The organism is Roseateles albus (assembly GCF_028595345.1).
Taxonomy (GTDB): Bacteria; Pseudomonadota; Gammaproteobacteria; order Burkholderiales; family Burkholderiaceae_C; genus Paucibacter_A; species Paucibacter_A albus.
Genome location: NZ_JAQQXT010000008.1, coordinates 240,784 through 263,719 on the forward strand (window position 1 = coordinate 240,784; position 22,936 = coordinate 263,719).

Genomic DNA, 22,936 nt, shown 5'->3' on the forward strand with positions numbered 1-22,936 from the left:
GGGAAGAAACGCGCTCATGAGTCAAGCCAATGAACCGAACCCGGCCGATGAAATGTGGCTGCTGGACGATGCGCCGGAGCCCGGCGCAGCCGTTAAAAGCAATCCGCTCGAAGCCGCGCCCTGGCGCGTCCTGATCGTTGATGACGAGCCGGATGTGCATTCGTCCACCCGGCTGGCGCTGATGTCCGTCAGCTACAAGGGCCGCAAGCTGCAAATGCTGTCGGCCCATTCGGCGCTGGAGGGCGTGATGACGATGCGGCGCGAGCCCGATATTGCGCTGATTCTGCTCGACGTGATGATGGAGACCGACGACGCCGGCCTGCGCATGGCCAGGCAGGTGCGCGAGGACTTGGGCAATCATTTGACCCGCATCGTGCTGCGCACCGGCCAGCCCGGCCAGGCGCCCGAGAGCGATGTGATCGTCCAGTACGACATCAACGATTACAAATGCAAGACCGATATGAGCCAGCAAAAGCTCTTCACCACGGTGATCGCCTCGCTGCGCACCTATGAGAGCCTGGTGCTGATCGAGCGCAACCGGCGTGGCCTGGAGCGCATTCTGGATGCCTCAAGCGACCTCTACCATGTGCGCTCGCTGCGCGAGTTTGCCTCCGGCGTGCTGAATCAGATCAGCGCGATCTTGGACGTTGGCGCAGAGGGCGTGATCTGCCTGCGCCAGACCGGCCTGCAAGGCGAACTGGCGCCGGTCGTGATGGCGGCGACCGGCAGCTATGCGGGCATCAGCCAAATGAGCGAGGTGCCGGCGCCCGCTGCGGCTGCTACGGCGCGCGCCTTTGCCGATCATCAAAGTCATTTTGAACACCCTTTGGATGTGCTGTTCGTGGCCACACCGCAGGGCCATGAGTTCGTCATCCTGGTGTCTGCACCCTGGCCGTTGGTGGATGCGCAGCGCAAGTTGCTGGCCCTGTTCTGCAGCAAGATCACCTGGGCTTTTGACAATCTGCATAACTTTGAAAAGCAGCAGCAGGCGCAGGCCGAATTTGCGCGCGCGGTGGCAGTTTTCTTTGATGCGCTGCAAGCGGGCCAAAAGCCGGCCCTGGGCGAAGCGCTGGCGACCTTGTTGCCACGCCTGTCGGCACAAAGTGGTCGTTCTTACGACGCTGCAGGCTTGGAGCGGGTGTTGCAGTCGGCGATGGGCGCGCTGCGGCCTTGACGGGTCAGCAAATGAGCTGCTTTGCAGGCGTTGCAGCGCTGACCGGGGCAGATGAGGGCGGCAGAGAATAAGCGGTTTACCGGTCGCGCAGGGTTTGCGCCCGCCGGTTTGCATTTCAAGCTAGAGGACATCAGCATGAGCACTATTCAAAACATGAAACTCCGCACCCGCGTACTTGCAGGTTTTGCCGTCGTGATGGGCTTGCTTTTGGTGGGTTCGTTGATGGGGGTGCTGAGGGTCAAACAACTCAATGCAAAGATCGAGCGCTTGGTCGATGTGGATTCTCAAGGGCTGGCCTTGGCGCGGCAATGGGCCGGCATGTCCGAGTCCAATATCCAGCGTCGTATCGTCACGCTGACCGTCGATGATGCTGATTTCGTCAATGCCTTTACCCGCAAGTCCAAAGAGACTTCGGCGCGCATCGACAAGGTGCAAGAGGAGCTCGACGCGCTGAGCAAGACGCCTGAAAGCGACCGGCTGAACGACAAGATTGCGGCCAGCCGCAAGCAATACCAGGCCTTGCGCGATGAAGTCAGCAAGTCCAAAAAGGACGGCCAAGACATTCGCGCGCGTGTGGCCACCGAACTGATCCCGGCCATGGACAGCTATATCGACACCATCAATGACTATGCCGAACACAAGCGCGAGCGCTTGCAAGCCGCGCGCCAAGAGGCCAGCGAAAGAGCCAGTGCCGTTGCCAATTTGGTCTTGCTGCTGTCGGGCGCGGCGACGCTGATTGGCATCGGCATCGCGTTGGCTATCACGCGCTCGGTGACGGAGCCAGTTGCGCGCGCCCAGTCCCTGTCTGAAAGCATCGCCGAGGGCGATTTGACCCAGGAAGTGCGGGTCGAGGGCCGCGACGAGATGGCCAACTTGACCCAGTCCTTGCAGCAGATGCAGCGGCAGCTGTCCACCACCATCTCGGGCGTGCGCAGCGCCGCTGAGCAGGTGCGCATTGCCTCGGCCGAGATCGCCACCGGCAATATGGACCTGTCCAACCGCACCGAGCAAGCTGCCAGCAGCCTGGAGCAGACGGGTGCGGCGATGCAGCAACTCAGCGAAGGCGTGCGCAGCAACGCGGAAGCGGCGCGTCAGGCGGACGGCTTGGCGCAGACGGCTTCCGCTGTGGCCGACCGGGGCGGCGCGATGGTCAGCCGGGTGGTGGAGACCATGAGTGAGATTCAGGCTTCGTCCAATAAAATTTCCGACATCATCGGCGTGATCGATGGCATCGCTTTCCAGACCAATATCTTGGCGCTGAATGCGGCGGTGGAAGCGGCCCGCGCCGGTGAGCAAGGGCGTGGCTTCGCGGTCGTGGCCAGCGAAGTGCGTTCACTGGCGCAGCGCAGCGCGCAGGCGGCGCGTGAGATCAAAACTCTGATCTCCACCTCGGTGGACAAGGTCGAAAGCGGCGCCAAGCTGGTGCAAGACACCGGCGACACGATAGGCGAAGTGGTGCAAAGCGTGCAACGCGTGACGCAAATCGTGGCCGAGATCTCCAGCTCTACCTCGGCGCAAGCCTTGACCCTGGGCGAGATTGGGCAGGCGGTCCATGAACTGGACAAGATGACACAGCAAAACGCGGCGCTGGTGGAAGAGTCTGCGGCCGCTGCGCAAAGCCTGCGCGATCAAGCCACGCAAATGGTGGACTCGGTGGCGACCTTCAGATTGCGCGGCTGAGTGCCTTGATTTGAGCCGGTGGGAGAATCAGTCAGCGTCTTTGAAGCGCTGCCTGATCTCCAATATCTGATCCCAATGCGCGAAGAACTGCTCCACACAGGCCGGGTCGAAATGGGCCCCCGATTGCGCCCGGATAAAGGCGGCTGCGTCTTCGAGTGACCAAGCTTTTTTGTAGGGCCGCTCCGAGGTCAGGGCGTCGAAGACATCCGCCACCGCGACGATGCGGCCGAAGATCGGGATGGCCTCGCCCATCAATCCTTTCGGGTAGCCGCTGCCGTCAAACTTTTCGTGGTGGGTGATGGCAATCAAGCCGCCAGCCAGCAGAACCGGCGAGCTGCTGGCACGCAAGATTTCATGGCCGAACTCGGCATGGCGTTTCATGATCTCGAACTCGTCCGGCGTCAGTCGACCCGGCTTGAGCAGAATATTGTCGGCAATGCCGACCTTGCCGATGTCATGCATCGGTGCTGCCTGCAGCAGCAGATCTTGCTCGGCCTCGCTGAGCTTCAGCCCGGCGGCGATCACCTTGGAGAAATGTGCCATGCGCAGAATATGGGCGCCGGTTTCGGGGTCGCGGTATTCGGCCGCCTTGCACAAATGGAACACCGCCTCGCGCTCGCGCTTGAGGCTCTCTGCGGTGGCCTTGCTGACCTCGTCGGCCAACCAGGCGGCGCGGTCATCGAGCTTGAGTTTGGCCGCGGTGACCTCGGCATAGGCTTGCGCGTTGTCGATTGCAATCGAGGCATAGGCGCACAGGGTACGAAAGATCGAGCGCTCGCGCTCACCATAAGCATGCCGCTCCAGGGACTGGATCGACATCACACCCAAGAGCCGCTCGCCCATCAGCAAGGGGCCGAACAGCAGCGTCAATTGGTTCTGGCTGCCTGGGATCAAATTGACGGGCACGCTGTCGGGATCGATGTCGACCAGCAACTCCTGTCGCTCGCGGGCACAGCGCGCGATATAGGACGTGGGGTGGTCCAGCGGCCGGTCTTGCAAGTCCATGCTGCGGCCGTCTTCGATGAAGTAGGCGCCTGAGAGTTGCTGGCCACTGTCATCGAGCAAAAAGACAAAGAAAGACGAGGCGTTCAGCAGGTCGTTGACATGCCGGTAGAGCGTGCTGCAAACCTGATCGACATTCATGCAGGCGGTGATTTCGCGGCCCACCTGGCCGAGGATTTCCAGCGTCAAAGCCGATTCGTGCAGTGATTCGGCCCTTTGCGCTTCGGCCTGCGCGGTGATTCTGTGGTGCTCGACCTCGGCTTGCGCGCGCAGGGTTTCCTCGCGAATCTGCATCGCGATGGCCCGGTTGTTGGCGTCTTGCGTACTTTTTTTGCCGCGCGCCGCTGCCGCGCTACAAGCCTGTTCATAGGCGGTCTTGAAGTCCCCGCAGTCGGCATGCGCCTTGGCAAGCTCGTCAAACAAGTCCGCCGAGGGCAGCAAGCCTTCGACCTGAGAAGACAAATGCAAGGCCAGTTGCAGGTAGTGCAGGCATGGGTTTGCAGCGACCATGCCCTCGGGCTCGGCGAGATTTTGCTGCTTGTGAATGGCAGCCAAAATGCGCAAACACTTGACTTGCTCCAGCACGATGCCCAACTGTTGAGCGTCTTTCAGTCCCAATTTGGCGGCCGCCAGTGCCTCAGGCACGCGGCCGAGCCGATTCAAGGCATCGGCCAAGCCGCGGTGACCGTAGACGACAAGATCGCCGGCACGGCTGGCTTGTGCGCGCTCCACCGATTCAGCAAAGTACTCTGCCGCTTGCGCCGGCTTGCCCATGTCCAGCGCCAAGTCGCCCAGCGCTTGCAGGTTCAACAAGGTGCCATGAGAGTTGCGAACGACCCGCATCACGGCTTGCGCCTCGGCCAGGCTTGCTTGAGCGTCTTGCTGGCGACCCAGCAGCCGTTGGATATCGCCCACTCGAAACAAGGTATTGCCGACCACCACCGGCCAATCGGTCCGGCGGGCCAGCGCTGCCGCTTGCTCGGCCCATTGGAGCGCCTCGCTCAGATCACCCAGATTGGAGAAGGTGACCGCCACATTGCTCGCGCCCAAGATGGCATCACGCAACTGGCCGGTTTCCAGCGCCAATTGATGACCCGCGACATAACTGTGAAAGGCGCTGGGAAAATCTCCGGTTAATGCGGCGATCACGCCCCGGGTGGCCTCCACCATGGCCAGCGCGATATCGCTCAGTGGTTGGCTGGCGTCGAAGCGTTGCGCCAATTGCAGCCTTGCAGACTGGGGGTCTCGCATGCTCAGCATCAGGATCTGGCGGGCGCCGCAATAGTCGATCCTGCTGCCGTCACCCGATCGCTCGAACGCGCTCAAGGCTTGGGCCAAGCAGGTATCGCGTTGTTCCCCGTGGCCCAGCATATGAGCGATATTGGCCATCAACAGGCGGGCGTCGCCTTGGCCCAAGGCGTTGTTCAGGGAATCAAAGCTGGCCAGCGCTTGGTCGGCAAATTGCTGGGCCTGCGCAATGTTTGCGCCGAGCCAAGCGACCTCGCCGCGAACCAACTTGCTGCGGGCGAGCCAGGAGCTCAGGCATCGAGTGGCAGGCGACTCTGCCAGAGGCTGCAATGGTTCGGCCTGCTCCAGCAATGCCAAGGCGCGGCGGCTCTCCCTTTGGCGCAGTTGCCAGGCCAGCGCGACCAGCGCAGGCAGGCGGTCGTTGTCGGTGCTGGCGGCGGCGAGTTCGCGCTCCAGCGCAGCGAGTTCCGTCTCGGTGGCAAATAGACTGGGGTTCAAGCGGGCGTCCTCGGGCTTGCGGGGCTCGCCTCAGTCCGGCGCCACCTGATCCACTTGCACCAGCGCCAATTGCCCGGCGCTATTGCGCTTGACGCTGTAGACGATGAAGGAGCCGGTGCTGAGGTCGCCGCGCGCGTCCCAGTTGACGGCGGTTTTGGCGCCGTTGTAGTCCCAGTCCAGGCCGGGGTTCTTCAGGGCGAGACCGAATTGGCCGGGCGTGATTTTCAAGGGGCTGGCGCTGTCGGGGCGCGACACTGGGCCCAGCCATTTGGCCATCGAGGCCCGGTCTGTGCTGCCGCCGGCTTGTGCCGCCAGGGCCAATAGATAGACGGCGTCATAGCCGGAGGGGCTGATGCCTACATCGGGCGGCGTGCCGAAAGCCTGGGTGAAGAGGTCGGCAAAGGCCAGGTACTCGGGGCGCTTGGGGTTGTTGTCGGCGCCCATGATGGTCATGCCCTCGACCACCGAGGCGTTGGCGGTGCTGACAAACTGCGAGGTGCTGAGCGAGCTGGCCGCATACAGCGAGGGACGGGGCTGGGCGATGGCCAGCGCCATGTCTTTGCTCAAGCCCACGGCCTCGCCCGACTGTGCGGCGAGGTAGATCGCGTCGGGGCGACCATTGGCCATGGCTTTGGCAATCACGGCGCCGAAGTCGGCGGTCTGACCGGCCTTGAAACTGGCGCTGGCCAGCACTTGGCCGCCGCGCTTGATGAAGGACGCGCTGAAGTTGTCGCGGGCGGAGATGCCAAAGCTGTCGTTCGAATGGATGATGGCGACGGTCTGCTTGCCATCACGGCGCGCGATCTGCGCCGCCACCCCGCCGGAGAAGGAGTTGGAGACGATCAAGCGGTAAAACACGCTGGGCGTGCCGCGATCCATGGTGTCGAGGTCGGTGGTGCTGGGGCCGGTGCCTATCATGGGCACGCCGGTCTTGAGGACGGTGGGTACGAGCAACAAGGCTTCACCACTGGTCAAGGGGCCGATCACGCCGATGCAGCCGGCGTTCACCAAATCCAGATACTCACCGATTTGCGCCTCGCTGCCCTCGGTGGTGCCGGCCTTGCTGTCGCGCACCATATAGCCCAAGGTCTTGCCGTTGACGCCGCCGGCCGTGTTGATCTCGGCCACCGCTTGGCGGATATAGCGTTCGCGCGAGTCATAGTTGGCCGAAGACGGCCCCGTGAAGGGGTAGAGCACGCCAATCATCAGCTCGCCCTGGATGCCTGGGCGCATGCTGCCCGGCGCGCCTTCGGTCTGCTTGCTGCTGCCCTCAACACCGTCGCCGCCGCCGCAGCTGGCCAGCAGGCCGGCTGCGCTGAGCAGCGCGAAGGAGGCCATGCGTTTGAGTTTGAAATCTGTGTTCATGACGTTCAGTTCCAACGGTAGCGGTAACTCAGAAGCGCGCTGCGGCCCGTGCCGGGGAAGTCCACGCTGCCATAGCCGGGTTCGGAGTATTTGGCGTTCAGCAGGTTGTCCATGCGCAGCTGCAGCTCATGGCTGCTGAAGAAAACCTGTGTCCACACCAGGTTGAGACGGGTGCTGTGGGACAGGGAATAGGGCGTTAGGAAATTGGCAAAGGCGTTGCTGAAGGTGGCGTGGCGTTTGGACGCATACAGCAGCTCGCTCGCCCATTGGCCAAAGCTACCCGAATGCCAGCGCCATTCGGCGCGCACCGAATGCTCGGGGAAGCGCTCGGGCGGTCGGACCAGATCGCCCACCAGTGGGATGGGGTCGCGCTCGGTCAGATTCAGCGCCGTCCAGGCAAAGCCAAAGCGATGCGCGCCTTCTTCATAGCGGGCATCCAGTTCGGCACCTTGGCCCGAGAATCGGCCGCGGTTGACGGGCTGATAGTTGAGGCCGGTCTGCTGCAACTCGATCTTGTCCTTGACTTCGAGTTGGTAGACATTGGCCGTGAGTTGCAGCTTGGGGCTGGGCCGCCAGTTGATTTGCAGTTCGGTGTTGGCGGCGGTCTCGGCGCGCAGCTTTTGATTGCCGATCACATCGCCGCTGTAGAGTGGCTGGGCCAAGAGGTCAAACACGCTGGGCGCTTTGTAGGAGGTGCTCCAGATCAGCTTGGCGTTGAGCTCGCGGCTTTGTTCATACACGGCCGCTGCGCGCCAGTTGGTGTTGCGGCCAAACTGGTTGTGATCATCAAGCCGGTAGTTGGCGCTCAAGCCCAGCTTGTCGCTGGCTTGCCACAGGTATTGGCCGAACACGCCGGTGTTGGCCAGGCGCATCGCGGTGCTGGCCTTGCCGCTCAAGCTGTTGCTGCCATTGGGCGCCACCAGCAGCACTTGCATGCTGTCTTGATTGTCGACGGTGCGGTCAGCGCCAAAGCTCAGGCCATGGTCGGGGTTGAGCGCCCAGTTGAAGTTGAGGCCCAGGTCGTTGGCGGTCGAAGAGAACTCGCGCCGGGGGTAGCTGCTGGTGCCGACCTCCAGTCTCTCTTTGGGCCCAGGGCCGGAGCGCGCCACGTTCCAGCGGAACTTGGCCTGCCAGCTGCTGCTGATGTCCCATTGGCTTTGCCAGCCGGCTTGGGCGTTGTACTTCGAGTAGCGGTTTTTGTGGCTCAGCACGCCGAAGTCGAGAAATTCGGCCACGCTGTCCGAGAGTGAGTAATTCAGCTCCAGCTGGTTCTTGAGCGCCTCGGTGTCGAAGCTGGCTCGGCCCAAGACCGAGATTGGTTGCTGGCGTGCGTCTTTGGACTCGACCCCGCGCAGGGCCGGCTGTGCGCCCAGCAGCGGCGAGCTGGCCGGCAGCTGCAGGCCATTGAGCTCGTAGTGCTCGGCCTGGACGGCAAACAGCAGCCCCAAGCTACCGTTGCCGCCGCTGATGCTGGCGTCCACGCCGTTGGCCCGGCCGGCATAGGCGCGCAGCTTGGCGCTGGCCTCGCTGGCGCCGACATGGTCTTTGCGGGTGATCACATTGACGGTGCCCAAAAAAGCATCGGCGCCGTAAAGCGCCGATGTTGGGCCGCGCACCACCTCGATGCGGTCGATGCTGCTCATGGGCAGCAGCGAGGGGCTGAGGAAGTTGCTGGCGTCGGGGCGAAAGGATTGCGGCTGGCCGTCGATCAAGAGCTTGAGCTGGCGGTTCCAGCTGCGTTGCCCGCCGAACAGGCCGCGCACGCCCACATCTTGAAAGCCCTGCGCATCGACCCGGTAGAGACCGGGCACGCGGGCCAGCGCGTCGGCCACCGAGCGATCACCCCAGGCTTCCATTTCTTCGCGGGCGATGACCGAAATGATGGCTGGTGCTCGCGCTAGGCTGGTGGACACCAGGCTGGCGGATTCGACCCGGATGTCGGCCAGTTGCTCCAGCGACATGCCGAACAGCGCCGGCTCAGGTGGCGAGGCAGGGGGACTTTGCGCCAGCAAGCTGGCGGGCAAGACACCTAGCAGGCAAAAACATAACTTTTCCATGGGGCAATGCCTTGGCCGTAGCCATGAAGGAGTGGCCTGAAGTATTAGCAGCGTCGCCAGTTTGGTCAAGGAGCTTTACGCAGGAGAAACACAGGTTTTTACCTTTTATTTGCGCGCATCGAAGCGGCCGATGTTTGGCATAACATGCGCTGCGTTGTTTGGACGCCTGCACGACCGTGGAGTGAATACCGATGCCCGATGAAGACCAACTCTTTTTGATCGATTCACCTCAAGACGACGCGCCGGCCGGGTTGACGCCTTGGCGGGTTTTGGTGGTGGATGATGATGAAGAGGTGCACCGCGCGACCGACTATGCGTTTCGCCGCGCGCTGGTCTTGGGCCGGCCCATGGTCTTGGTGCACACCTATTCGGGCGCCGAGACCCGCGCGCTGCTGGCGCATGACCGCGACTTCGCACTGGTGCTGCTGGATGTGGTGATGGAGGATGCTCAGGCCGGCCTGGATCTGGTGGCCTTCATTCGCAACGACTGCCAGATGCAAGCCACCCGCATCATCTTGCGCACCGGCCAGCCCGGCTCGGCGCCGGAGTTGCCCATCATTGAGGCCTACGACATCAATGACTACCGCACCAAGAGTGAGCTGACGCAGACGCGGCTGATCACCGCCGTGACGGCCGCGCTGCGCTCCTTTGACCAAATCCGCATGATTGCCGAGAGCCGGCGTGGCCTGGAGCTGATCGTGCGCTCTTCGGCCGACCTGATGGAGCGGCATGCGATGCTGAGCTTCGCCGAGGGCGTGCTGACGCAGTTGGCCGCGCTCTTGGGGCTGCCGCGTGATGGCCTGGTGTGCGTGCACCGGGGCGAAGAAAAGCGCGGCGAGCGGCCGGACACGTTTTACGTCATCAGCGCTGGCGGGCAACTGGCTGATTACTTGAGCTGCACCTTGGACAAACTCGCCGATGCGGCGGTGCGCGCGGCGGTGACCGAGGCGCTGCGCCAGCGCCAGCATCAGTTCGGTGCGTCGTCCACGGTCTTGTATCTGTCTGCCGAGGGCCATGAGGCGGCCGTCTATATGCTGGCGCATGAGCCTTTGGCGCCGCTGGATAGGCAGCTGGTCGAGGTGTTCGCGACCAATTTGTCGGCCTATTTTGGCAATGTGCATTTGATCGGCGAGTTGAACCGGCTGGCCTTCCTGGATGGGCTGACGGGCCTGGGCAACCGGGTGCAGTTTGTCAAGGATGTGGAGGCGCAGGTGGAAGGCCAGTCCGCTGAAGCGGGCGGGCAGGGCTCGCCGCAAGCGCTGCTGCTGTTGGACGTGAAACGGTTTTCGGAGCTCAACAACGGGCTTGGACATGATGTGGGCAATGCCTATCTGAACGCCATCGCCCAAGGCTTGCGCGCGAGCTTTTCGGCCGAGACTCGGGTGGCGCGGCTCAGTGGTGATGTGTTCGGCCTGGTGGGGCCGGTGGCCGAGCTCGGCCCCGAGCAGTCGCGCCTGTTGTTCGAGAGCGGCGTGCAGGCCGGCGAGCACCGGCTGCCGGTTGCTTTTGCGGCCGGCTACTACGCCTTGCAGGGCCATCAAGGGCCAGGTCTTGCGGCCTTGCGCCGCGCCAATATCGCTTTGGCTCGTGCGCGGCTCAGCGCACAGGCGCAGCTGGTGGTTTTTGACCCGACGATGGAGACGCAGACGGCCGGCCGCCTGGCTCTGCTGCGGGCCTTGCGCGCTGCGATCCAGGCTCAGCATTTAGAGGTCTGGTATCAACCGCAACTGGCGCTGCAGGATGGCCGCTTGGTCGGGCTGGAGGCCTTGATGCGCTGGCCCGATGGCGCGGGCGGCATGGTCGCGACGCCGGATGTGTTTGTGCCGCTGGCGGAGCAGGCCGGCTTGATCGGCGAGCTGGGTTTGTGGGTCTTGCACCGGGCGGCCGAAGACTGGCTGCAGTTGCAGGGCTTGAGGGGCGCACCGCCCCGCATCAGCGTCAATGTCAGCCTGCCACAGTTCCGCAGCGGCGAGTTGCAAAGCCAGGTGACCGAGGTCTTGGCGCGTCATGCGCTGCCCGCCGGTACGCTGGAGCTGGAGATCACCGAGAGCATCGCGATGGATGACCCGGCGCTGGTGGTGTCCACTTTGACCACCTTGCGCGCGCAAGGCGCGCGGGTGGCGCTGGACGACTTTGGTACCGGTTACTCCTCGCTGTCGCAGCTGCGCACCTTGCCGATTGATGTGCTGAAGATAGACCGCGCTTTTGTCAGCCAGATCGGTGACCGCCACGGCGACGCGTTTGTGGAAACCGTCGTCGCCTTGGGCCAGCGCATCGGCGCCGAGATCGTCGCCGAGGGTGTTGAAACCGCAGCCCAGGCGGAATTCTTGCGTGCGCAGGCTTGCCACACCGCGCAGGGCTGGCTCTATGCCAAGGCGATGCCCTTGGCCGAGTTGAAGGCGTGGATGGCGACGCGCATCTGAGCAGCCAGAGCAGCCTGAACGGCGAGTGGCCTAGAGCTGATCCAGCGGCGCACGGCGCGGGAAGCGCAGCTCGAAGGTGGTGCCCTGGCCGACCTGGCTGCGCACTTCTATCGTGCCGCCCAAGGGGGTTTTGGCCAGGCTGTGCACGACGTGCAAGCCCAGGCCCGAGCCGCCCTGGCCCAGCCGGGTGGTGAAGAAGGGCTCGAAGATGCGGTGCAGATGCTCGGCCGGAATGCCTGCGCCCGAGTCGCGAACCTGCAGCGTCAGCCAGCCCTGGTCCTGGTCTTTGTTCTTGCCCATGCCCTTGCCCCCGTCGGCGTCCAGTGGGTCCGGCAAGGCGCTGGACTCCTGCACCTGCACCTCGACCCGCCCGCCGCCTATGGGCTCCAGGCCGTGGCGGGCCGCGTTCTCGACCAGATTGCTGACGATTTGCGTCAGCGCGCCGGGGTAGCTGTTGCAGCGTATGCCCTCAGCACAGTCCAGCGTGACTTCGATCGGGCGGTGCTTGAGGCCCGGCATCAGCAGCGCCATGCAGTCATCCAAGACATGGCGCAAGTCAAAATCCATGCGCGCTTCGCTGGTCTCATTGACGGCCACCGCTTTGAAGCTGCGCACCAGGCCGGCAGCGCGTTCCAGCGAGCGCGACACAATGCCCGAGCCTTCTTCCACCGAGGCCATGAATTCTTCCAGCCCGCGCCGGCTCAGCGAGTTGCCGCTGATTTGCTCGCGCATATGCTGGGTGCCTTTGCCCAGGCTGGTGGCGGCCAGCAAGGCGTTGCCGATCGGTGTGTTCAGCTCATGCGCAACGCCGGCCACCACATTGCCCAGAGCGGCCAGCTTCTCGTTTTGCATCAGCAGCGTCATCGCTTGCTCAAGCTCTTGGCTGCGCGCCAGCACGCGCTGTTCAAGTAAGTCGTTAGCGGCCAGCAGCGCCTGGTCGCGCTCGCCGACCACGGCCAGCATGCGGTTGAACTCATCGGTCAGCTGGCCAATTTCATCGTCACTGTCTTTGGGCACCCGCAGTGAAAAGTCGCCGGTGCGCCCGACCTTGTCCGCCGCCGCGCTCAGCCGCTCCATGGGCTGGCTGACCAGATGCCGGCCCGCCCACAAGAGCACGGCGCCCAAGACCATCACGGCCAGGGCCAGGGCGCCAAACATGATGCCGTACTGGGGCAGGCGCTGCAGCAGTGGCGGCAGTTGGACGCGGATCCAGACGCGGCCCAGCTCACGCCCATCGCGCAGCACCGGCAAGCTCAGGCTGGCTCTGCTGCGTTCGAACTGCGTGCCGTTTGTTGGCGCCGACACGGGGCTGCTGGGCTTGGCGTTGTTGCTGGCCCATTCCGCGAACAAGCTGCCGTCGGCGCGGTAGAGCGCACCGGCATCGATGCCTTCATACAGGCGTAAAAAGGCGAGGTTGTCTTGCGCTTGTCTGGCGTCGTCGAAGTCCAGTGAGGCCTGGTTGATATCGGCCATCACCTTGGCGACGGCGTCGAGCTGGCGCTCGACCCGGGGCCTGAAGGTGGAGGTCTCATAGCTGAGCACTGCCAGGCCGGCCAGCAACAAGGCCAATACCGTCCCCAGGACCATGGCCAGCTGCAGCTTGCGCTGCAGGGCCAGGGACTTGAATTGCCAGGCCATCAACGGCCCTCCTCGTAGGTTCTGAGTGCCAGTTGCTGCAGCTTGGCCGAGACCTTCAGCCCTGAGCGTTCGGCCGCTTTGGCGTTGAGCTCGAAGCGCACCTGGTCTTCACGCATCAGCAGGCCGATGATGCCGCCGCGGTCCAGGAAACCGGTACCCGGGCCAATGGTGAGGATGGGCAAGCCGCCCAAGGGGCGCAGCGGCGCGCTATTGCCTTCGGGCGTGTAGAGCAGGTGGACATGGGCGGCTTGCAATATGTTGTCAATGCGTTTGACCTCTACCGGGCGGCCCTGCAGTCGGCTGGTCTTGAAGCCGGCTTCGAGCAGGCGCAGCATAGGCTCGTCGTCCATCACGCCGATGATGAAGGGGGCGTCGGCGCTGGCGAAGGCGCCTGCCGGCCATTCGACATAACTGCCAAAGGCGGCGACATACTTGGCCCGTGCCATCTCGGGCGAGACCCGCGCCTGCGTCGCTTGGGCCAGCGCCGAGCCGCCCGCCGATAGCAGGATCAGCAGGCTCAGCAACAGGGCGATGGCGGCCGCAAGACGTTTCATAGGGGCTTCATGTCGCCGCGATTATGGCCGTGCAAATTCTCGCCCGGCGGCGCAAAAAGGACCGGATTCTTGCGCTTGTGCCGGCCGGCCGCAGCTTTTGAGGCACACTGCCGAGCGCAGCCGCCATAGCTTTAGCCCCATTCCTAGTCCATTCTCGAGACCATTGATGAGCCAGGAGCCGAACCTTCTTTTCAGCGATGAGCCCGACCTGGGTGCCGAGTCCGCCGACTCGGTCAAATTGCCGCCCTGGCGGGTCTTGGTGGTCGATGATGACGAGGAGGTTCACAGCGCCACCCGCTATGCCTTGCGTCAGGCCCTCATTCTGGGCCGACCGCTGGCGCTGGTGCATACCTACTCGGCCCAGGCCACGCGTGAGCTCTTGGCCAGTGACCGCGACTTTGCTTTGATCTTGCTCGATGTGGTGATGGAGAGCGAGCGCGCCGGGTTGGAGTTGGTGGCGCATATCCGAGAGCATTGCGGCATGACGGCTTGCCGCATCATCTTGCGCACCGGTCAGCCCGGCTATGCGCCCGAAGCCGATGTGTTCAATAGTTACGACATCAATGACTACCGCAGCAAGGCCGAGCTGGGCCAAGAGCGGCTGATCATCAGTTTGTCGGCAGCGCTGCGCGCCCATGTGCAGATCACCCGCTGCATGGCGGCCGAGGCCCAGGCGCTGGACAGCGCGGCCGAGCTGGAAGGCCGGGTGGCGACGCGCACCGCCGAGCTGGCGCTGGCGCGCGACGCGGCGCAAGCGGCCACCAGGGCCAAAAGCGAATTTCTCGCCAATATGAGCCACGAGATTCGCACGCCGATGAACGCCATCATCGGCATGACCGATCTGGCCCTGCTCGGCAGCGACCTCAGCGCCAAGCAGCGCCGCTACCTGGCCACCACCAAGCTGGCCGCCGATGCTTTGCTGAGCATCATCAACGACGTGCTGGACTTCTCCAAAATCGAAGCCGGCCATTTGCAACTGGAGGAGGCCGAGTTCTCGCTGCAAGAAATGTTCGACCGGGTCGCCGCCGTGATCGGCCTGCGCGCGCAAGACAAGGGGCTGGAGCTGCTGTTTGATTGCGCCGCTGATGTGCCGCAGCGGGTGCGCGGTGACGCGCTGCGCCTCGCCCAGGTTTTGATCAATCTGTGCGGCAATGCGCTTAAATTCAGCGATAGCGGCGAAATCCTGGTCTTGGTGGAACGCGTGGAGGCGCCCGAACTGCTGGATGCGCCTGCCCTCAAGCTGCGCTTCAGGGTGCGGGACCAGGGCATAGGCATGAGTGCGGCGCAGATGGCGGCGCTGTTTCAGCCCTTTCAGCAAGCCGACAGCTCGATCACCCGCAAGTTCGGCGGCACCGGCCTGGGCTTGGCCATCTGCAAGCAATTGGTCGAGTTGATGAGCGGCAGCTTTGCCGTGCGCAGCGAGCTGGGCCGAGGCAGCGAGTTCAGCTTTGAGGTGAGGCTGGCTGTGTGCGCCGAGCCGGCACCCTTCGAGCCCGCCGATGCCGGTTTGGCTGGGCTGCGCGTGCTGGTGATCGATGACAGTTTGAACTCGCGCGAGATCTTGCAGCACCGGCTTGAAAGCCTGGGCCTGCGCCCGGCGCTGGCCGACAGCGCGCGGGCCGGCATCGCTGCCTTGCAAATGGCGCAGCTGGCCGGCCAAGCGTTTGATCTTTTGCTGCTGGACTGGCGCATGCCCGATATGGATGGCTTGCAAGCGGCCGAGCGGCTGCAGGCCTTGGGGCTGGTGCAGGCCCGGCAGATCATCTTGGTGACCGCCTTCGATGCCCATGCTTTGCAGCCCGCGGTCGAGCGTATGCAACTGGCGGGCTGCCTGGCCAAGCCGGTGTCCGAGCGCACGCTGCGTGAGGCGATTGGCCAGGCCATCGGCCCCCGGCCCGATCAGCCGGCGCTTGATGGTGCGGCCGCGGAGCGTCGTGCTGCCGCCCCTGCCGACCCGGCCGAGGCTGGCCTGATGGCTGGCTTGCGCGGGCGCCATGTCTTGCTGGTGGAAGACAACGATATGAACCAGATGCTGGCTTGCGAGTTGCTGCAGGAGTTGGCCGGCATGCAGGTGCGGGTGGCCGGCAACGGCGAGGAGGCGCTGCAGTGGCTGAGTCAACAGAACTTTGATCTGGTCTTGATGGACGTGCAGATGCCGGTGATGGACGGGCTGCAGGCGACGCGTTTGATCCGGCAGGATGCTCGACTGGCGGGCCTGCCGGTGATCGCCATGACGGCGCAAGTCATGAGCGGCGATCGCGCGCGCTGTGCGGCCGCCGGTATGAATGATTACGTCAGCAAGCCGGTGTTGGCGCAGGAGCTGTTCACAACGCTGGCCAAATGGCTGCCGGCAGCGCTGCCTGCTGCGCGTGCCGCTCAGGCTGAGCCGGGCGTAGAAGGCGCGCAGGCACAGAAGATGGCCGGGCTGGCGGTGCTGGACCTGGACAAGGCCTTGGGGCATTGCCAGGGGCGGGCCGAATTGCTGGACAAGTTCATGCACAAATTTCTCGCCACGCGACTGGGCGACGCGCAGCAAATGCTGGCCGCCATGCAGGCGGGCGACGCGGCCCAGGCCGCGCGGATTGCGCACACCGCCATTTCCACCGCGGCCATCATCGGCGCCGATCGTTTGTCTGCCGTGGCGCGCGAGTTGGAGGCTTCTCTGCTGGCCGTCGAGCTGGGCGAAGGCGCTGTCGAGGGCGCGGCAGATTGGCGCTTTTTGTTGCAGCAATTCGAGGCCCAACTGCTGGCCGTGCAGGCCGCTTTGCGCGTGGCCTGCGTGGGTGGTCCTTGAGGGCTGCTTAGCCACGATCCCTCTGCAACTTGTTCAAGGCGCTGGCGAGCAGGGCCTGATCAACCGGTTTGGCCAGCAGCAGCACTTCGTCGGGCAAGCCGCCCAGCCGCGCCAGGTTCTCGCGTGACTGGCTGGACACGGCAATGATCAGCGGCGGCTTGGGGCTCGCCTGCAGCTGCCGAATCATCTCGATCCCGTTCATATGCGGCATCACCATATCGGTGATCACGACATCGGGGGCGCTGCGCCCCACCATCATCAAGGCCTGAAAGCCGTTCTCGGCCAAGAGCAAATTGGCCGAGGGCAAAAGCATGCGCACCTGCATTTCAAGCAGTTCGCGGGCGATATCGTCGTCGTCCACTAGCAGCAGGGTGGGCTCGTCTAGCGCCTGGCTCTGCGCCGGGGCCTGCGCTGCGGGGGGCGCAGCGTCCAAGCTCTGCGAGTTCAGCAGTGCCGTGACGCTGGCGGCATCGATGCGGCGATGCCCGCCCAGCGTTTTCCAAGCCTTCAGGTGACCCGCATCGACCCAGCGCTGCACGCTGGCCGGTGATATGCCCAGCTGCTTGGCCGCCTCGATGGTGGTGTATGACGCGGCTCTCTCGCTCATTCAAATTCCCTCTAAGCATTCAAAGCCATCTATTCGTTCTGAATTGTAGAGTGAATTGACTGATGTGATCGATTTGAAACGACTATCGAACCGCCAAGCTCGATTGAGAATATTTTGAATGAATTGATTGATTTAGCTTGAATGATTGAATTGATTGATTTAGAGTTGCCTCATTCGCAAAGCAAGCGAAGCCAAGCATCGAATCAAACACAGCCGCTCGAACGGCACACCCGAACTCTGGAGCACAAGATGAAAGCATTGAGCCAACTGAAAATCGCGAGCCGTTTGACCCTGGGTTTTGGTCTGATGGGGGTGTTGATCGCGGCAGTGTCGGTCGCCGGTATTTACGGCAACCGGGTCGGTGAGCAGGCCATCCACGAGATCGTTGAAGACAATATGCGTGGCCTGCACCTGGTCGGCGAGATGTCGGAGTCGGGGCATATCGTGGGTCGCGTCACGCGCTCGCTCTTGCTGCTGGACGATAAGGCCGAGCAGGCCGGTGAGATCAAGAAGATCGAGGTGGCGCGGCGCAGCTACGAGCAGGCCGTGGCCGAGATGGACAAGATGCACGCCAGCGAACAAGAGTTGGCGCTGCAAAAGGAGGTCAAGCAGGCGGCCCTCGTCGCCAATGAACTGACGAATCAAGTGCTGGCCTTGGCGCTGGCCGACAAGGGCGAAGAAGCTCGCACGGTGCTGCGCAAAAAAGCCAGCCCGGCTGCCAAGGTCTGGCAAACCAAGATGGATGAGTTGCTGGCCTTTCAGGAGGCCGAAACCGCCGCCGATTCGCAAGCTGCTTTCGAGCACGCACAGCAGATGAATCGGCTGATGGTGGGCGCTGCCGCCCTGGCCTTGGGTCTGGCTGGCCTGTTGGGCTGGCTGATCAGCCGCAGCATCGTGCAGCCGCTGCGGCGCGCGGTGCAGGTGGCGCAAACGGTCGCGGCCGGTGATTTGAGTGCCGTGATCGAAGTCAGCGGCAAAGACGAGACCGCCCAGCTCTTGCAGGCCCTGCAAACAATGAACGAGAACCTGTTGCGGGTGGTGAGTGATGTGCGCAGCGGCGCCGAGTCGATCGCCACCGCCTCCGCCCAGATTGCCGGCGGCAACTTTGATCTCTCGCAGCGCACCGAAGAGCAGGCCGCCAATCTGGAAGAAACGGCTGCTTCGATGGAGCAACTGACCGCCACCGTACGTAACAACGCCGATACCGCAAGGCAAGCGGCTCAGATCGCCGGAACGGCCAGTGCCGTGGCACAAAAAGGTGGGCAGGTGATCGGCGATGTGGTGCGCACGATGGAAGACATCAACGCCAGCTCGCAGCAAATCGTCGACATCATCGGCGTGATGGATTCGATCTCCTTCCAGACCAATATCCTGGCGCTGAATGCGGCTGTGGAAGCCGCCCGGGCGGGCGAGCAGGGGCGCGGCTTTGCGGTGGTGGCCGCCGAAGTGCGGGCCTTGGCGCAGCGCTCGGCCGCTTCGGCCAAAGAGATCAAGGCCTTGATCGGCGCCAGCGTCGGCAAGGTGGAAGCGGGCAGCAAGCTGGTGGCCTCGGCCGGCAGCACCATGGGCGAGATCGTCGCCCAGGTCGGCCGCGTCAATGACTTGATCGCCGAGATCAGCGCCGCCACCATCGAGCAGACCAGCGGCATCGGGCAGATCAATGAGGCGGTGAACCAGCTCGACCAAGTCACGCAACAAAACGCCGCGCTGGTGGAAGAGTCGGCCGCAGCGTCCAGCAGCTTGCAGACGCAGGCCGCCGGATTGGTCGCCACGGTCGGTGTGTTCAAGCTGGAGGCCTCTGCTGAGCCAGCGGTGGCCGCCCAAGCCGCTCAAGCCAAGGCCAGCGAACCCCGCAGTTCCACCATCCGCAGCTTCCCCGCAGCCAAGAGCCCCGCACGCAGCGCGCGCCCTGTGACGTCGAACGCAGCGCTGGCTGGCGACAACTGGGCGGCATTTTGAACAGCATGGCTGAAGAGGCAATCCACAGCGCAGCGCAAGAGGATCACGGTATGGACAGCAGCAATTTTCCAGGCACCCGCTCGGCATCAAACGCGCCCCGCCTGCCTGCGCGCAGGCAAGCGCTAGACCAAGATCAAGTCCAGGGTCAAAGCGTCGAACAAGCCTGCCGCGTCTTGGTGCTGGAGTCCGACGAGGCGGCCCAGCGCAGCTTGGTCGGCGCCATCGAGGGCCAGGTGTTTGCGGGCCGCGAGCTGCAACTGCTGGTGGTGGCCACCCCCAAGGCCCTGATGGAAGCGCTGGACGCGACGCAAGAATTTGCCGCCGTGATCTTGAATGCGGAGTACCAGAGCAGCCTGGTCGGGCAGGCCCTGGTGGAGTACATCCGCGACATTCACCAAATGCGCGATTGTTCGATTCTTCTGACGGCTGCGGCGCCGTTCCTGAGCTGCAACCGCTCGCGTATCGAGGGCGAGTTCCTGAGCCGCTATGCGGTCAGCGACCTGCGTGCCGAGTGCCGCAAGCTGGATGTCGAAGGCCGCAGCGCCTTGCTGCAGGCCAGCATCGAAGCGAGCTTGATCAAGCGCTGCGCCTGAGTTTCAAACCGGCTGTTTTACAAACGCCCGCAACTCCTGCGCCATGCGCGCCAGCGAGGGCTGGTGGATATACATCATGTGGCCCGCCTCAAAGTAGCTGACCTGCACATTGCCCTGCAGCTTCTCGTGCAGGCCCAGGTGGCTGAGCGTGTAGTCGCCCGCCGCATGCGGCGTAGCCAGGTCGTAGTAGCCGCTCGCCACATAGATGCGCATGGCCGGGTTGGCATGCATGGCGCGGCGCAGGCTGTCGCCGACATTGACGTATTTGTTCTCAAAGCCCTTCCAACTCCAGCTGTTCCAGATCGGCGCCAGCACCAGATAAGGCGCATCGTCCTCGAACTTGAGCGTGTCGCGCAGCAGGCGGTTGATGCCGACCGCATAGGCGCCGGCTAGATTGTTCATACCGGGGTCTTCTTCCGGATGTTCGCCGGCGTCGTCACGGTCCAGGCCGAGGAAGCGGCTGTCCAGCCTGCCAACCGTCTGGCCACGCTCACGCAGCAACTCCTTGAAGAAGCGGAACTCGGTCGGGCGTAAATCACAGCGCAATAGGTATTGCGCGCTCAGGCCGCTGAAATGGGCGAGCTTGTCGGCCACCTTCTGGCGCTGCTCGGTGCTCAGGCGCGAGCCCTGCATCAACGCTGTCCAATACTCGCCATTGGCAAAGGCCTCTGCCTCGGCGACCACGTCTTTGAGCGGCTTTTTTTGCAGCGCTGGCTTCAAGGCCTGGTGATACCAGGCGGTCGCCGCATAAGTGGGCAGGTAGAGCGGGTAGGGCAACTCGTTGCCATGGTCGAAGCTCAGTGTCTGGAAGTCCACCGCCATTGACACCAGCATCAGGCCGTTGAGATGGATGTTATGTTTTTCCTGCAGATGGCGGGACAGGCCGGCCGCGCGCGTGGTGCCGTAGCTCTCGCCGATCAGGTATTTGGGCGCGCCCCAGCGGCCGTTGCGGGTCAGGTAGAGGCGGATGAATTCACCGACCGCATCGAGGTCACGTTGGTACTCGTGGTATTCGGCCAGCTTCTCGCCCTCGGCCACGCGTGAGTGGCCGGTGCCGACCGGATCGATGAAGACCAGGTCCGACTCGGTCAAGAGGGTGAATTCGTTGTCGGTCAGCGCATAGGGCGGCGCGCCGCATTGGCCCATTTCATCGGTGGGCACGCGCTGCGGCCCGAGCAGGCCCAGATGCAGCCAGACGCTGGATGAGCCCGGCCCGCCGTTGAAGCTGAAGGTGACTGGGCGCTCCGCACGCGCCTTCTTGTCGGGCTTGAGCGTGTAGGCGATGAAGAAGACGCTGGCGCGGGTCTTCTTGCCCTTGTACTGGCCCTTGTGTGCGCCGTCGGTCTCGCTTTGCACTTCTTGCAGCAACAAGGTGCCGCAAGTGGCTGTGTACTCGAGTGTGCGTTTGCCGAGCACCAATTTGTGATCGGTGCTGACCAGATGCTCGACCGGTGGGAGTGGGGCTTGGTCGGACTCGGCTTCGGCTTTGGTTTTGGGCTTGCTGTTCGGCTGGTCTGCGGACATGAGGGCTCCTGGGTGTGCGCTATGGTGTCAAGCATGCACTCTAGCCCGATAAATTCAAACCCCCTCTTGCTGGGGGTTGATTTCAGCAGCGCCCCGACACGCCGCAAACCGATCACCGTGGCGCAGGGCCGGCGGCAGGGTCAGGTCTTGCGTCTGGACGCTGTGTTGAGTTTCGAGTCGCTGCCGGGCTTTGGTGAGTTTTTGGCCGCGCCGGGCGTTTGGTTGGGGGGCTTTGATTTCCCTTTTGGCCTGCCGCGGGAGCTGGTGCTGGCGCTGGATTGGCCGCAAAGTTGGCCGGCGCTGATGGCCCACTACACGAGGCTGAGCCGGGCCGAGATCCGCGATCACTTTGCCGGTTTTTGCGCGGCCCGGCCGGTCGGCGGCAAATTCGCCCACCGTGCTTGCGATGGGCCGGCGGGTTCCTCGCCCAGCATGAAATGGGTCAACCCGCCGGTGGCCTTCATGCTGCACGCCGGTGTGCCTTTGTTGCTGCAAGCCGGTGTCGATCTGCCCGGCCTGCAGGCGGGTGACCCCAAACGGGTCGCGCTGGAGGCTTATCCGGGCCTGCTGGCGCGCGAGATTCTCGGTCGGCGCAGCTATAAAAGCGATGACAAAGCGAAGCAGACACCCGAGCGCCTGATCGCCCGCAAGGACTTGATCGAGGCACTGGAGCAGGGCCGCACGCGGCTGGGTTTGCGCTTGAAGCTCAGCCACGCGCAGCGCGATAGCTTGGTCGATGACGCCAGCGGTGACCGCTTGGATGCGGTCTTATGTTTGCTGCAAGCGGCTTGGGCGCAGGGGAGGCCGGGCTACGGCTTGCCGGAGGTGATCGACCCTTTGGAGGGCTGGATCGTCAGCGCTTGAAGCACCTTCTGCCGCAGGCAGGGCAAGCTATTTACGCATCAAGGTGCTCTTGCCAAAAAGAGACTCAATCAAATCCACCGACACCTTGGCCGTGCGGTTTTGCAAGTCCAGCGCCGGGTTGAGCTCGACGATGTCGAGCGAGCCCATATAGCCGGTGTTGGCGATCATCTCCATGCACAGATGGGCTTCACGGTATGTCGGGCCGCCGGGGACGGTAGTGCCGACGCCGGGTGCGATGGACGGGTCCAGAAAGTCCACATCGAAGCTGACATGCAGATGGGTGTTGGCGTCCAGCGTTGCCAGTGCTAACTCCATGGTGTGACGCATGCCCATTTCGTCGATATAGCGCATATCGAAGACTTCCAAATCTTGCTCGTGGACGAAGCGTTTCTCGCCCGCGTCAACGCTGCGGATGCCGATCTGGCGTACCCATTTCGGGCTGATCGCCGGCACTTGGCCGCCAATCTCGATCAGCTCTTGCGGCCCGAAGCCGCACAGGCAGGCGACCGGCATGCCATGCACATTGCCGCTGGGCGTCAGCTTGCTGGTGTTGAAATCGGCATGGGCGTCCAGCCACAAGATGCGCAGCTTTTTGCCGGTATCGCGGCAATGCCGGGCTACCGCGCTGACCGAGCCAATGCCCAAGCAATGGTCGCCGCCCAGCATGATGGGCATGCGGCCGGCCTTCAGTTCGGCGTAGATGGCGTCATGCGTGACCTGGTTCCAGGCCACCACTTCGCTCAGATGGCGGTACCCATCCACCGGCGGCAGCCAGGGGTTGGGCGGGCCGCTCAAATTGCCGCGATCGACCACATCGACGCCGTGACTCCTCAGTGCCTTGGTCAGGTCGGCCACGCGCAGCGCTTCTGGGCCCATGCTGGCGCCGCGCTCGCCGGCGCCGATGTCGGTGGGCACACCAATCAAGGATACGGATCGCAAAGTGGTCATGTCGGTCT

15 protein-coding genes are annotated in these 22,936 nt (G+C 63.6%); 7 read left to right on the forward strand and 8 right to left on the reverse strand.

The genetic code is table 11. The features are described from left to right. The first annotated feature begins 16 nt into the window (after positions 1–16). Both PRZ03_RS14700 and PRZ03_RS14705 read left to right on the forward strand, forming a co-directional pair. The gene (locus PRZ03_RS14700) at positions 17–1,174 is read left to right on the forward strand and encodes a DUF3369 domain-containing protein (RefSeq protein WP_273600990.1); all 1,158 of its coding nucleotides are present in this window, start codon (positions 17–19) and stop codon (positions 1,172–1,174) included. A gap of 135 nt (positions 1,175–1,309) precedes the next feature. Beyond that, the gene (locus PRZ03_RS14705; RefSeq protein ID WP_273600991.1) at positions 1,310–2,854 is read left to right on the forward strand and encodes a methyl-accepting chemotaxis protein; all 1,545 of its coding nucleotides are present in this window, start codon (positions 1,310–1,312) and stop codon (positions 2,852–2,854) included. A gap of 27 nt (positions 2,855–2,881) precedes the next feature. On the opposite strand, the gene PRZ03_RS14710 is transcribed toward PRZ03_RS14705, so the two are convergent. Genes PRZ03_RS14710 through PRZ03_RS14720 form a run of 3 tightly spaced genes read right to left on the reverse strand, consistent with a single transcriptional unit; the run spans position 2,882 to position 9,024 of the window. After that, complete coding sequence (locus PRZ03_RS14710; protein ID WP_273600992.1) at positions 2,882–5,602, reverse strand: HD domain-containing phosphohydrolase; 2,721 nt, start codon at positions 5,600–5,602, stop codon at positions 2,882–2,884. Between the two features lie 30 nt (positions 5,603–5,632). Beyond that, positions 5,633–6,967 carry a branched-chain amino acid ABC transporter substrate-binding protein gene (locus PRZ03_RS14715; RefSeq protein ID WP_273600993.1) on the reverse strand — a complete coding sequence of 445 codons (1,335 nt, stop codon included), beginning with the start codon at positions 6,965–6,967 and terminating at the stop codon, positions 5,633–5,635. A 5-nt stretch (positions 6,968–6,972) separates the two neighbouring features. Further along, positions 6,973–9,024 carry a TonB-dependent receptor plug domain-containing protein gene (locus PRZ03_RS14720; RefSeq protein WP_273600995.1) on the reverse strand — a complete coding sequence of 684 codons (2,052 nt, stop codon included), beginning with the start codon at positions 9,022–9,024 and terminating at the stop codon, positions 6,973–6,975. Positions 9,025–9,215: 191 nt separating this feature from the next. On the opposite strand from PRZ03_RS14720, the gene PRZ03_RS14725 reads away from it, so the two are divergent. Beyond that, entirely contained in the window at positions 9,216–11,447 is a 2,232-nt protein-coding gene (locus PRZ03_RS14725; protein WP_273600996.1) for an EAL domain-containing protein, read from the forward strand. A 30-nt stretch (positions 11,448–11,477) separates the two neighbouring features. On the opposite strand, the gene PRZ03_RS14730 is transcribed toward PRZ03_RS14725, so the two are convergent. Both PRZ03_RS14730 and PRZ03_RS14735 read right to left on the reverse strand, forming a co-directional pair. Next, positions 11,478–13,085: an ATP-binding protein gene (locus PRZ03_RS14730; RefSeq protein WP_273600997.1), complete on the reverse strand. Its 1,608-nt coding sequence runs from the start codon at positions 13,083–13,085 to the stop codon at positions 11,478–11,480. After that, the gene (locus PRZ03_RS14735; RefSeq protein WP_263531695.1) at positions 13,085–13,639 is read right to left on the reverse strand and encodes a YfiR family protein; all 555 of its coding nucleotides are present in this window, start codon (positions 13,637–13,639) and stop codon (positions 13,085–13,087) included. The genes PRZ03_RS14730 and PRZ03_RS14735 overlap by 1 nt, the downstream gene beginning before the upstream one ends. Before the next feature lie 166 nt (positions 13,640–13,805). Between PRZ03_RS14735 and PRZ03_RS14740 the strand changes: the two genes are divergently transcribed. Then, positions 13,806–16,433 carry a response regulator gene (locus PRZ03_RS14740; protein WP_273600998.1) on the forward strand — a complete coding sequence of 876 codons (2,628 nt, stop codon included), beginning with the start codon at positions 13,806–13,808 and terminating at the stop codon, positions 16,431–16,433. A 7-nt stretch (positions 16,434–16,440) separates the two neighbouring features. On the opposite strand, the gene PRZ03_RS14745 is transcribed toward PRZ03_RS14740, so the two are convergent. After that, on the reverse strand, positions 16,441–17,040 hold the full coding sequence (locus PRZ03_RS14745; RefSeq protein WP_273600999.1) for a response regulator: 600 nt from the start codon (positions 17,038–17,040) through the stop codon (positions 16,441–16,443). 249 nt (positions 17,041–17,289) lie between these two features. Here PRZ03_RS14745 and PRZ03_RS14750 point away from each other — a divergent pair, with 249 nt between their 5' ends. Further along, the gene (locus tag PRZ03_RS14750; protein WP_273601000.1) at positions 17,290–18,999 is read left to right on the forward strand and encodes a methyl-accepting chemotaxis protein; all 1,710 of its coding nucleotides are present in this window, start codon (positions 17,290–17,292) and stop codon (positions 18,997–18,999) included. A gap of 5 nt (positions 19,000–19,004) precedes the next feature. Continuing rightward, positions 19,005–19,592 carry a hypothetical protein gene (locus PRZ03_RS14755; RefSeq protein ID WP_273601001.1) on the forward strand — a complete coding sequence of 196 codons (588 nt, stop codon included), beginning with the start codon at positions 19,005–19,007 and terminating at the stop codon, positions 19,590–19,592. Between the two features lie 3 nt (positions 19,593–19,595). Here the strand turns inward: PRZ03_RS14755 and PRZ03_RS14760 are convergent, their stop codons facing one another. Continuing rightward, entirely contained in the window at positions 19,596–21,116 is a 1,521-nt protein-coding gene (locus PRZ03_RS14760) for a S10 family peptidase (protein WP_273601002.1), read from the reverse strand. Positions 21,117–21,149: 33 nt separating this feature from the next. On the opposite strand from PRZ03_RS14760, the gene PRZ03_RS14765 reads away from it, so the two are divergent. Then, positions 21,150–21,980: a DUF429 domain-containing protein gene (locus PRZ03_RS14765; protein ID WP_273601003.1), complete on the forward strand. Its 831-nt coding sequence runs from the start codon at positions 21,150–21,152 to the stop codon at positions 21,978–21,980. A gap of 27 nt (positions 21,981–22,007) precedes the next feature. Here PRZ03_RS14765 and rocF read toward each other — a convergent pair whose 3' ends face one another. After that, positions 22,008–22,928, reverse strand: a complete 921-nt coding sequence (gene rocF / locus PRZ03_RS14770) for an arginase (protein ID WP_263531701.1) — start codon at positions 22,926–22,928, stop codon at positions 22,008–22,010. Between the last annotated feature and the right edge of the window lie 8 nt (positions 22,929–22,936).